General features: G+C 70.6%; 1 protein-coding gene. It reads left to right on the plus strand.

What is annotated here, in order from left to right:
- Positions 1 to 54: 54 nt before the first annotated feature.
- The gene (locus tag ACQUS8_RS14480; protein WP_435102361.1) at positions 55 to 13,818 is read left to right on the plus strand and encodes a putative Ig domain-containing protein; all 13,764 of its coding nucleotides are present in this window, start codon (positions 55 to 57) and stop codon (positions 13,816 to 13,818) included.
- Positions 13,819 to 14,114: the final 296 nt, after the last annotated feature.

The following is a 14,114-nucleotide window of genomic DNA, read 5'->3' on the forward strand; positions in this document are numbered from 1 at the left end:
TGGATAGACAGTTGACTAGTTCGCCGTCGGTCAACTAGTCAGCCACCCTGCACTATGACTCGTCTACGCACCTCGCTCGTCGTCGCTATCGTCGTTCTCTCACTCGTCGTGCCGCACGTCGCGCTCGGCGCCGCGAGTGGGATCGAGGGCGGCACCCACGACGACGGCGCACGCACGAACGCGAGCACGAACCAGTCGACACTCACCGGCCCGAACGTGACGACGACGCTCGCCGCGTTACGGGCGGAAAACGGCACGGGCACGGCGCACGTGAACGCCACACCGGAGCAAACGCACGCCGCGATCGGGCGGACGATGCCGATGGCGGCGTGGCCGGGAAGCGGCGGCCCACCGGAGTGGGTGCCGCTCACCGATCAGAACGGCTACACGATACGGAACTTCGTCACGGGACAGAACCTCAACTGGCTCCGGATGTCGAGTGGCGAGTCGGCGACGGGCGCGCGCGGGTCGCTCCCGACGGTGCAGGTGGCCTCCGACGGCAGCAACCTCTTCTATCGGCTGCGGACGCTCGGGAGCCCCTATCGGTTCGACACGAACCAGTGGCAGAATCAGGGCTACTACCAGATGGCCATCGCGACACAGTCCAGTAGCGGCCAGTGGGTCGTGCAGGCGTACGTCGGGATGCACATCAACGACCGGGGTCGCGTCTTCATCGCGAAACCGGACGGCACGATGACCACTGTCTACGCAGGCAATCAGGACATCTCGCAAGCACAGGGGGTGCGCGTGACGCGGGCGACGAACGGGAACGACGGTGCGTACTGGACGGACGTGCAGGTGCCGATTTCGGCGATTCAGTCGGCGACCGGCATCTCCTCGGACACGCCGATTCGGCTCTTCTTCGGGACGGCGACACAGCCGAACACGATCAACTTCGACACGATGGGGAACGTCGGGTCGATCACGTTCGATTCGGTGAACACGGTGACGATGCGCGACCTCACGGGCCCGCTCGTGCAGAACGTCCGCCTCAGCACGCCCAGTGAGGGCACGACGGTCACAACGAGCACGCCGACCATTACGGGGACGACGTCCGCTGGTGGCGGGACGCTCCGCGTCTACGTCGATGGCGTGCTCGTCGGCACGATCGAGAACGTCGGCGAGTCGTGGTCCTATACGCTTACGAGCGCGCAGGCGCTCGCGGACGGCACACACACGGTTCGGGCGGAGCTGACGAGAGACGGGAACCTCGCGACGACGACGACGCGGACGTTCACCGTCGATACGGTGGCGCCGCCGACGATTACGACGGCGAGCGTGCAGTCGTGGACGCTCGGGCAGGCTGGCTACAGTCAGTCGCTCGCCGCCTCTGGTGGCACCGGCCCCTACACGTGGAGCGTCGCCTCGGGAACGCTCCCGCCCGGCATGACGCTCTCGTCGGGCGGCACCATCACGGGCACGCCGACGGCCGCAGGCACCTACACGTTCACGGCGCGCGTGACGGACAGCAAGGGGCGGACGTCCACGAAGACATTCATGCTCACGGTGAACGCCGCGCCGACGATTACCTCGACGAGCCCGCTCTCCGGCGGGGTACAGGGCGTCAGCTACTCGCAGACGCTCGCCGTCTCCGGTGGTACCGCACCACTCTCGTGGACGGTCGCCTCGGGGAGTCTGCCGCCCGGCCTCTCGCTCACCGCGGGCGGCACTGTCACTGGGACGCCGAGCGCGACCGGGTCGTACACGTTCACGGCGCGCGTGACGGACGCCGCGGGTGCGACGGCGTCTCGAACGTTCACGCTCACCGTCAGTGACGGGCTGTCGCTGACGTCGACGAGCGTCCCGGCGGCGACGGCCGGGCAGTCGTACAGCACGAGTCTCGCGGCGGCCGGTGGGACCACGCCCTACTCGTGGTCACTCACCGCGGGCAGTCTCCCGCCCGGCCTCTCGCTCGGAAGTGACGGCATCCTCTCGGGGACGCCGACGGCCGCCGGCACCTACACGTTCACGGCGACGGTGCGTGACGCGGACGGTACGCAGGTCTCCCGCCAGTTCACCGTGCAGGTCACCCCGCCGCTGTCGGTGGCGTCACCGGACACGCTCCCCGCGACACCGGTGGGCGTGACGTACACGCAGACGCTGCTCGCGAACGGCGGCACGACCCCCGTCTCGTGGAACGTGTCGTCGGGGAGTCTCCCACCCGGGCTGGCGCTCACGTCGAGCGGCGTCCTCAGCGGCGCACCCACCCAGCAGGGCACCTATACGTTCACGGTCCGGGCGACGGACGCGAACGGCGCGACCGCGACGAAGCAATACTCGCTCTCGGTGACGCCCGCGCTCGCCGTCTCGACGACGAATCTCCCACAGTGGACCGTCAGCCAATCCGGCTACACGGGAACGCTGGCGGCGACGGGCGGCACCGCACCCTACACGTGGAGCGCCACGGGCCTCCCCACCGGCCTCACGCTCGACCCGGCGACTGGCCGAATCACCGGCACACCGACACAGACCGGGACGTTCCCCGTCTCCGTCACCGTGCGTGACGCGGACGGAACCACCGCCACTGCACAGTACACGCTCGTCGTCAGCGGCGAGCCGACCGTCGCGACGACGAGTCCGCTCCGCGCGGGCGTCGCTGGCGTCGCCTACACGGAGACGCTCACGGCGACGGGCGGCACCGACCCCACCTCGTGGCGCGTCACGGCGGGCAGTCTCCCGCCCGGTCTCTCGCTCGGGAGTGACGGCACCCTCTCAGGCACGCCGACGGCCGCCGGCACCTACCAGTTTGAAGCGACTGTGACGGACGCCGCGGGCGCGACTGCGTCTCGAACGTTCACGCTCACCGTCCGCGATGGCCTCACCATCGCCACCTCGTCGCTCCCGGACTGGTCGGCCGGCCAACCGTACACGGGCCGTCTCGATGCGGCAGGCGGCACCGCCCCCTACACGTGGAACGCCACCGGGCTCCCTGCCGGTCTCTCGCTCAACGCCTCGACCGGCGTCGTCAGCGGGACGCCGACCCAACAGGGGACCTTCGACGTGACTGTCTCGGTGACGGACGCCGACAACACCACCGTCACGAAGGCGTTCAGCATCACGATTGCCGGCGCGCCGAGCATCACCACGACGACGCTCCGCAACGCCACCGAGCGCGTCGCCTACAGTCAGCCGCTCGCCGCGTCGGACGGTACCGCGCCGGTCTTCTGGTCGGTGACGAACGGCAGTCTCCCCGACGGCCTGACGCTCGCGAGGGACGGGACGCTCTCGGGCACACCGACGACTGCCGGCACGTACACGGTCACTGTCACCGCGACTGACGCGTCGGGCGCGACGGCGAGCCAGCAGTACACGCTCACCGTCCGTGAGGGGCTCGCCGTCGAAACAGCGAGCCTCCCGACGCTGACCGCCGGGCAAGCCACCTCGACGTCGCTGACTGCGAGCGGCGGCACCGGCCCCTATACGTGGAGCGTCGCCTCGGGGACCCTCCCGAGTGGTCTGTCGCTCGCGAGCGACGGCACGCTCTCCGGCACGCCCACCCAGCAGGGCACCTTTCAGTTCGCGCTTACCGTCCGCGACGCGGACGGCACGACCGTCACGCGCGACTACACGCTCACCGTCAACGACCGTCCCACGCTGACGGCGCCGAGTACGCTCCCGCTCGGCGTCGAGACCGTCACGTACAGCGCCGACCTCCCGGTCGATGGCGGCACTGGGCCCGTGACGTGGCGCGTCACGTCGGGAGCTCTCCCGCCTGGTGTCACACTCGATAGCTCGACCGGCACCCTCTCCGGGACACCGAGCGAGTCCGGGAGCTACACGTTCACGGTCCAGGCGACGGACGCGAACGGCGCGACCGCGACGAAGCAGTACTCGCTCACCGTCGGTGACGGCCTCTCGCTCACGACGGGGTCGCTTGCGGGGTGGACAGTCGGACAGGCCGGCTACTCGGCGCTCCTCACGGCAGCGGGCGGCACCGCACCCTACACGTGGAACGTGACCGGGCTCCCCGCTGGCCTCTCGCTCGACCCGACGACCGGCGTCATCAGCGGCACACCGACGACTGCCGGAACGTACACCGTCGAGGCGACAGTCACGGACGCCGACGGCTCGACGGTCACACGGCAGTTCACGCTCACTGTCGCTGACCGCCCGCAGATTACGGCCGCCACAATGCTCCCGAACGCCACGGAGCGCGTCGCCTACACGCAGACGCTCGACGCGGCGGGCGGCACCGCACCACTCTCGTGGACGGTTGCCTCGGGCAGTCTCCCGCCCGGGCTCACCCTCGACGAGGACGGCGTCATCACGGGCACGCCGACGAGCGCCGGCACCTACACCTTTACCGTCACCGCGACTGACGCGACGGGCGCGACGACGGCGAAGACGCTCACACTCACCGTCCACGACGGCCTCGCGCTCGACACGACTCGCCTCCCCGACTGGACGACCGGCCAGGCCGGCTACGACGCGACGCTGAACGCCAGCGGCGGCACCGGCCCCTACACGTGGAGTGTCGCCGGCCTCCCTGACGGCCTCAGTCTCGACGCCGAGACCGGCCGCATTACCGGCACGCCCGCCGAGCCGGGCCCGTACACGGTCTCGGTGACGGTAACGGACGGTGACGGTACGCAGGTCACACGCCAGTACGCGCTCACCGTGCACACGCGGCCCGCACTCACCACGCCGGCGGCGCTCCCGCGCGGCGTGGCGAACGTCTCCTACAGTACCCCGCTCACCGCGGTGGGCGGCACGGGCGACCTCTCGTGGCACGTCTCCGCGGGCAGCCTTCCGGACGGGCTCACGCTGAACGCCACGAGCGGTACCATCAGCGGCACGCCGACCACCGCCGGCACCTACACGGTCACTGTCACCGCGACGGACGAAGTCGGCGCGACGACCAGCCAGCAGTACACCATCGAGGTCGGCACGGGCCTCACCGTCACGACGGCGACGCTCGATTCGTGGACGGCCGGCCAGTCCGGCTACGCCGAACTCCTCGCGGCGAGCGGCGGCACCGCCCCCTACACGTGGAACGTCACCGGCCTCCCCGCCGGTCTCTCACTCGACGCGGCGACGGGCGTCATCAGCGGCACACCGACGACTGCCGGGACGTACACCGTCGAAGCGACAGTCACGGACGCGGACGGCACACAGGTCACCGAGACGTACACGCTCACCGTCAACGACCCGCCGACACTCACGACGGCGAGCCTCCCCGACGCCACCGAGCGCGTCGCCTACAGTCACTCGCTCTCCGTGAGCGGCGGCACCGAGCCCGTGACGTGGCGTGTCACGTCGGGCAGTCTCCCGCCCGGCCTCTCCCTCACTGACGACGGTCAGCTCACCGGCATCGTCGCCGGCACACCGACGACTGCCGGGAGTTACACCTTCACCATCACCGCGACCGACGCGACGGGCGCGACCACCAGCCACCAGTACACGATCAACGTGAGCGCCGGTCTCACCGTCGAGACGGCGAGTCTGCCCGCGTGGACGAGCGGCCAGCCCTATACCCAGACGCTGACCGCCGCGGGCGGCACCGCACCCTATTCGTGGGACGTCACCACGGGCAGTCTCCCGCCCGGCCTCACACTCAACGCGGACGGGACGCTTTCCGGCACACCGACGACGTCGGGCACCTACTCGTTCGCCGTGACGGTGACAGACGCTGACGGCACACAGGTCACGAAATCGTACACGCTCACCGTTCACACGCCGCCGACACTCACGACTGAGCAGACACTGCCCGGTGGTGTCGCGGGCGTCGACTACTACACGACGCTCGAGACGACGGGCGGTACCCACCCCGTCTCGTGGCAGGTTATTGGCGGACACCTCCCGGACGGGCTCTCGCTGAACGCCACCACGGGTGTCATCAGCGGGACGCCGACGACCGCGGGGAGTTACACGGTCACCGTACAGGCCACCGACGCCGCGGGCGCGACCACCAGCGAGCAGGTCACGCTCGCCGTCGGCGACGGCCTCACCGTCACGACGGCGACGCTCGATTCGTGGACGGCCGGCCAGTCCGGCTACAGCGCGACGCTGACGGCCGCGGGCGGCACCGGCCCCTACTCGTGGTCCGTGTCGTCGGGCACGCTCCCGGACGGCCTGACGCTCGACACCGCGACCGGCACCATCGCCGGCACGCCGACCACCGCCGGCACCTACACGTTCGCGGTGTCGGTGACGGACGCCGACGGCACCACAGTCACTCGCGAGTTCACGCTCGTCGTGAACGCCGCGCCGAGCATTTCGACGACAGCGACGCTTCCTGATGGTGTCGCGGGTGTCACCTACAGTCAGACGCTCGAGACGACGGGTGGCACGGCCCCCGTCTCGTGGCATCTCGCCAGCGGGAACCTTCCGAGTGGGCTGACGCTCACCAGCGACGGCACCCTCTCCGGCACGCCGAGTCAGGGTGGCACCTACACGTTCACCGTCGCCGCGACCGACGCGACGGGCGCGACGACGACGAAGACGCTCGGCGTCACCATCGGCGACGCGCTCGCCGTCTCGACGGCGGGACTGCCCGCGTGGACCGTCGGGCAAGCCGGGTACGACGCGTCGATGGTCGCGTCCGGTGGCACCGCACCCTACACGTGGAGCGCCACCGGCCTTCCTGACGGCCTCTCACTGAACGCCTCGACGGGCACCATCACCGGCACGCCCACCCAGCAGGGCACATTCAGCGTCTCACTCACCGTGACCGACGCCGACGGCACGCAGGTCACGCGCCAGTACGCGCTCACCGTGAACGACCCGCCGACCGTCACGACGCCGAGCACGCTCCCGAGCGGCGTCGTCGGCGTCACCTACAGCCAGACACTCCAGACATCGGGTGGCACCGGCACCGTGACGTGGGCGGTGACGAACGGCAGCCTCCCGCCCGGCCTCACACTCACCGCGGACGGCACCCTCTCCGGGACACCGAGCGAGTCCGGGAGCTACACGGTCACCGTCACCGCAACCGACGCGACGGGCGCCACCACCAGTCAGCAGGTCACGCTCGACGTCGGCGCCGGCCTCACCGTCACCACGACGACGCTCCCGACGTGGACCGTCAACCAGTCCAACTATCGGGCGGTCGTCGAGGCGGCGGGCGGCACCGCACCCTACACGTGGAACGCCACCGGCCTCCCGCCCGGCCTCAGCATCGACCCGGACACCGGCGCGATAACCGGCACGCCAGCTGACGTCGGGACGTTCAGCGTCTCCCTCACCGTCACGGACGCCGACAACACGACGACCACCGTGTCGCTGCCACTCGTCGTCGACGCACGGCCGACAATCGCGACCGGCACGCTCGCGAACGCCACCGCGCGCGTCGCCTACAACCAGACACTCACGACGGCTGGCGGCACCGCACCCTACACGTGGACGGTGTCGAACGGGAGTCTCCCGCCCGGCCTCTCGCTCAGTAGTGACGGCACCCTCTCGGGCACGCCGACGACGGCCGGCACCTACACGGTCACCGTCACCGCGACTGACGCGACGGGTGCGACGGTCAGCCAGCAGTACACCATCGACGTCGGCGCCGGCCTCTCACTCGACACGGCGACGCTCCCCGCGTGGACCGTCGATCAGGCCGGCTACTCGCAGCCGCTCGCTGTCTCCGGTGGCACCGCACCCTACACGTGGACTGTCTCGAACGGCGCGCTCCCCGAGGGCCTCACGCTCACCGCGGACGGCACCGTCTCTGGCACACCCACCGAACAGGGCACCTACACCTTCAGCGTCACGGTGACGGACGCCGACGGCACACAGCTCACCGAGACGTACACGCTCGTCGTCAACCCCGCGCTCACGAGCACCACGCCGTCCACGCTCCCGAGCGGCGTCGCAGGCGTCACCTACAGCACGACACTCACGACGACGGGCGGCACCGACCCCGTCTCGTGGACGGTGACGAACGGCAGTCTCCCGGACGGCCTCTCGCTCAACAGCACGACGGGCGCCATCACCGGCACGCCGACCACCGCCGGGAGTTACACGGTCACCGTCACCGCGACTGACGCATCGGGCGCCACCACCAGCCAGCAGTACACCGTCGATGTCGGTGCGGGTCTCACCGTCGCCACCGCGACAGTCCCCGGATGGACGGTCGGCGAGTCCGGCTACTCGGCGCTCCTCACGGCAGCCGGCGGCACCGGCCCCTACGAGTGGAGCGCGACTGGCCTCCCGCCCGGCCTCACGCTCAACGCGGACACCGGCGAGCTCACCGGGACGCCCACGAGCGCCGGCACCTACGCGTTCACCGTCACGGTGACAGACGCCGACGGCACGACGGTCACCCGCGAACTCACGCTCGACGTGAATCCTGCGCCGACCGTCACGACGCCGAGCACGCTCCCGAGCGGCGTCACCGGTGTCCCCTACAGCACGACGCTCGAGACCGCGGGCGGCACGGGTCCCTACACGTGGAGTCTCGCTTCGGGCAGTCTCCCGCCCGGGCTCTCGCTCGCCGACGACGGCACGATCTCGGGGACGCCCACGACGCCGGGCACCTACACGGTCACCGTCACCGCGACTGACGCTGCCGGCGCAACGACGACGGCGACGCTCACGCTCACCGTCGGCGACGGCCTCACCGCCACCACGACCAGTCTGCCCGCGTGGACGGCCGGCCAGTCGTATAACGAGACGCTGACCGCCGCGGGCGGCACCGCACCTTACGAGTGGAACGCCACCGGGCTCCCCGCCGGGCTCTCGCTCAACAGCTCGACGGGCGCCATCACCGGCACGCCGACGGACGCCGGGTCGTACTCGGTGACCGTCACGGTGCGGGATGCGGACGGCACCACCGACACGCAGACGCTCACGCTCACCGTCAACCCCGCGCCGACGATCGCGACGGGGACGCTCGCGAACGCGACGGAGCGCGTCGCCTACACGCAGACGCTCGGCGCGACGGGCGGCACCGCACCGCTCTCGTGGTCGCTGACCTCGGGCACGCTCCCGCCCGGGCTCAGTCTCGACACCGACACCGGCCGCATCACTGGCACGCCGACGAGCGCCGGCACCTACACCTTTACCGTCACCGCGACTGACGCGTCGGGCGCGACGGCGAGCCAGCAGTACACGCTCACCGTCGGCGGCGGCCTGACGCTCGACACGACTCGCCTCCCCGACTGGACGGCCGGGCAGACCGGCTACGACGCGACGCTGAACGCCAGCGGCGGCACACCCACCTACACGTGGCGCGCGAGTGGCCTCCCCGACGGCCTCGTCATCGACGCCTCGACGGGCACCATCACCGGCACACCCACCCAGCAGGGCACGTTCCCCGTCTCGGTGACGGTGACGGACGCCGACGGCACACAGGTCACCCGGGAGTTCACGCTCACCGTCAACGCCGCGCCGACGCTCACCACGCCGTCGTCGCTCTCGAGCGCCGTGCAGAACGTCGCCTACACGGAGACGCTCGCGATGACAGGCGGAACGGACCCCTATACGTGGCGCGTCTCCGCGGGCAGCCTCCCGGACGGCGTCACGCTGAACGCGACGACAGGCGAACTCGCCGGCACACCGACGAGCGCCGGCACCTACACGGTCACCGTCACCGCGACTGACGCGACGGGTGCGACCGTCAGCCAGCAGTACACGCTCGTCGTCGGTGACGGCCTCACCGCCACGACGACGACGCTCGACGGCTGGACGGTCAACCAAAGCGGCTACAGCGCGACGCTGGCGGCCGCTGGTGGCACCGCACCGTATTCGTGGACGGTCGCGAACGGCAGTCTCCCGCCCGGTCTGTCGCTGAACACCACGACTGGAGCCATCACCGGCACGCCGACGACGGCCGGGACGTACACCGTCACGGTCACCGTGACGGACGCCGACGGCTCCACTGATTCCCAGACGCTCACGCTCGTCGTCGCGGAGCGCCCGACGGCCGTGACGACGACGCTCCCCGCAGCGACGGAGCGCGTCGCCTACAGTCAGCAGCTCGCGGCGAGCGGCGGCACCGCACCATACACGTGGACGGTGACGAACGGCACGCTCCCCGACGGTCTCACGCTTGCGAGCGACGGCACGCTCTCCGGCACGCCGACCCAGCAGGGAACGTACACGTTCACCGTCACCGCGACTGACGCCGCGGGCGCGACGGCGAGCCAGCAGTACACGCTCACCGTCCGAGATGGCCTGTCCGTCTCGACGGCGCGCCTGCCGGCATGGACACTCGAGCAGAGCGGCTACAGTGCCAGCGTCGCCGTCGCAGGCGGCACCGAACCCTACACATGGAGCGCCACCGGCCTCCCCGACGGCCTCAGCATCGACTCCGCAACGGGAGTCATCACCGGCACGCCGACCCAGCAAGGCACCTTCGACGTGACCGTCACCGTCGTCGACGCGGACGGCACCACCGTCTCCCAGACGTTCGCGCTCACCGTGAACCCGCGACCCGCGCTCACCACGCCGACGGCGCTCCCGAACGGTGTCGCGGGCGTCCTCTACGGTGAGTCGCTCACGGCGGCCGGCGGCACTAGCCCCTACGAGTGGAACGCCACCGGCCTCCCGCCCGGCCTCACGCTCAACGCCGACGGAAGCCTCAGCGGCGTCCCGACCACCGCCGGCACCTACACGGTCACCGTCACCGCGACCGACGCGTCGGGCGCGACCACCAGCCAGCAGTACACACTCGTCGTCGGCGACGGCCTCACCACGACGACCGGCAGTCTGCCCGCGTGGACGGCCAGCCAACCCTACAGCGCGACGCTGACGGCCGCGGGCGGCACCGGCCCCTACACGTGGAACGCCACCGGGCTCCCCGCCGGCCTCTCGCTCGACCCGACGACCGGCGTCATCAGCGGCACACCGACGACTGCCGGAACGTACACCGTCGAGGCGACAGTCACGGACGCCGACGGCACACAGGTCACCGAAACGTACACGCTCGTCGTGAACGCCGCGCCGAGCATCACGACGGCCAGCCTCCCGAACGCCACCGAACGCGTCGCCTACAGCGAGCGCCTCGAGTTGACCGGCGGCACCGAACCCACCACGTGGGCGGTGACGAACGGCACGCTCCCACCCGGTCTCTCGATTACCGACGACGGCCGACTCACCGGCATCGTCGCCGGCACACCGACCACCGCCGGCACCTACACGTTCACCGTCACCGCGACCGACGCGACCGGCGCGACAGACAGCCAGCAGTACACCGTCACCGTCCGCGACGGCCTGACGGCGACGACAGCTGCACTCCCCGCATGGACCGCGGGACAGACTGGATATACCGCGACGCTGACGGCCGCAGGTGGCAGCGAACCCTACACGTGGCGTGTCGCGTCTGGCCACCTGCCGGACGGTCTCACGCTGAACGCGACGACGGGTGCGATTACTGGCACGCCGACGGCTGCCGGCACCTACACGGTCACCGTCGCCGTGACCGACGCCGACGGCACCACGGCCCTCCAGTCGCTCGCGCTCGTCGTCAACGACGCACCCAGTGTGACGACGCCGGCGACGCTCCCCGGCGCCGTCCAGAGCGTGCCGTATCACGAGGCACTCACCGTCAACGGCGGGAGCGCGCCCGTGACGTGGGCGGTGACGAACGGCAGTCTCCCACCCGGTCTCACGCTGAACGCGACGACGGGCGAGCTCGCCGGGACGCCGACGGCCGCCGGCACCTACACGGTCACCGTCACCGCGACCGACGCGACTGGCGCGACCACCAGCAAGCAGGTCACGATTACCGTCGGCGACGGCCTCACGCTCACGACGCCGACGCTCCCCGCGTGGACCGCCGGCCAAGCCGACTACACCGAGACTGTCGAGGCGGCGGGCGGCACCGCACCCTACGCGTGGACCGTCTCGGCGGGCAGTCTCCCACCGGGACTCTCACTCGACTCGACGACTGGCGTTCTCAGCGGCGCACCCACCACGCCCGGGACCTACACGTTCACCGTCACCGTCACCGACGCCGACGGCACCACCACCAGCAAACAGTACGACCTCGTCGTGAACGCACCGCCGACGCTGGCCACCGACACCCTGCCGAGCGGCATCGACGGCGTCGCCTACACCCAGTCGCTGACGACGGCTGACGGCACCGCACCCTACTCGTGGGCGGTCGTCGACGGCGCACTCCCCGCCGGCCTCAGCCTCGACGCCGACACCGGCCGCATCACCGGCACACCCACCACCACCGGCACGTACACGTTCACCGTGCGTGTCACCGACGCGACAGGCGCGACCACCACCAAGCAATACACCCTCCACGTCACCGCCGGGCTCACCGTCTCGACGACGCGCCTGCCCGCATGGACCGCCGGCAGCGCCGGCTACAGCGCATCGCTCGCCGCGTCCGGCGGCACACCCGCGTACGAATGGCACGCGTCCGGCCTCCCGTCCGGCCTCAGCATCGACACCACGACGGGCCGAATAACGGGCACACCCACGACGGCCGGCACCTACACCGTCTCCGTCGCCGTGACTGACGCCGATCAGTCGACTGCGACACGAACGCTCACACTCACCGTCGCACAGCCCCCGGCCATCACGACGGCGCGTCTCCCGAACGCGACCGCCGACACCGCCTACAGTGCCAACCTCGTAGCGACCGGCGGTCTCACGCCCCGCACGTGGAACGCCACCGGACTCCCCGACGGACTCAGCATCGACCCGACCACCGGCCGGATCTCGGGCACACCCACCACCAGCGGGACCTACACCGTCTCCATCACTACGACGGACGCCACTGGCGCACGCGCCACGACACAGTTCACGCTGACCGTTACGACCGGCGCACAGACCACCACACCGAGCACTGGCGGCGGAACTGACGGTGGCGGCGGTGGCGGCCCCGTGACCACGACACCACCGACGACCACGACCGAAACGCCACCACCCACGACGACTGAGACACCGCCCACGACGACCACGACAACCACGACGACGCCAGCACCGGCCGACCTCCGCATCGCCGACATCACCGCGAACCGGTCGCGCCTCCGCTCGCCCGGTGCCGTCGCGTTCACCGTCACCGTGCGCAACCCACCCGGTGCGCCGACCACCACCGCAGCCCTCGACGCACCGCGTGCAGTCGCGCCCGACGGCGTCTTCGCGTCCGTCGGCACCGGCGGCATCGCGCAGGCCGGCACGAACACGACCGGTCGCGTCCGCATCTACAAGAACGGCGAGCTCGCGCAGGCGAAGACCGTTACCGTCCCCGACGGCGCAGAACGCGCCGTCGACTTCACGCTCATCTTCGAGACGCGCGGCCGCCACACCGTCCGCGCGACGCTCGCCCGCACTGACGGCGCCGGCGAAGACCCCGAATCCGTCCGGCAGGTGAGCGCCGACGTCGACATCGCAGTCGGCGCCGACTGCACACTCCTCGGCATCGACCTCGGACGCTTCGTCGTCTGCTGGTACTGGTGGCTCGTCGCACTCGGCGGCCTCCTCGCGATACGCGGTGTCGCCCGCCGACGCCACCCAGACGCCTACGCCGCCACCGACAGTGGCGACGTCCTCGACCCAGTATTCGAGGAGACAGGCCTCGACCAAGAGACGGTGGACCGCGCGAGCCGCATCGCAATCGGCGGCGGCATCGGCCTCGCACTCCTCGGCGTCCTCTGTGGCGCCCTCTCACTCGGCGTCGCCAGCCTCATCTACGCCATCGGCATCCTCTGTGGATACGCCGGCGCCGCCCTCCGATTCCGGAACGACCGCCGGCGTCGCGACACCGTCGCCGCCATCGGGCCGGCCGTCGTCGCGCTCGGCGTTCTCGTCGCCGGCTACGGCATCGAGACCACCGGCGTCGTCTCGCTCGTCCCGCTCCTCGGCGTGCTCCTCGCCGCCGTCGGCGTCGCCGCAACGCTCGTCGACCGTCTCGTCGAGCGAGCGACCTAGCGGCGAGGACAGACCCGACTATCGCTGTAACGAACGCGAGGGCACACGATTTCCGGTCCGTCTCTCGGTACTCGCGATTCTCGTGACTCGACGCCGAGCGGGACGGCCACTCTGACGGCCGGGATTCCCTGCTTGTAGACAGATGGCGCGAGCACGCACCCGAGAAATCCCACCCGAGCGTCGAGAGCGAACAGTGATCGACGAAGAGGTCCTACTCTTCGAGGGTGGCGACGTCGTCGACGGTGCTGGTCCGTTCAAAGGCGAGGAAGACGCTCGGCCCTGGCACATACAGCGCG

Source organism: Halarchaeum sp. P4, from assembly GCF_051195175.1.
Lineage (GTDB): Archaea > Halobacteriota > Halobacteria > Halobacteriales > Halobacteriaceae > Halarchaeum.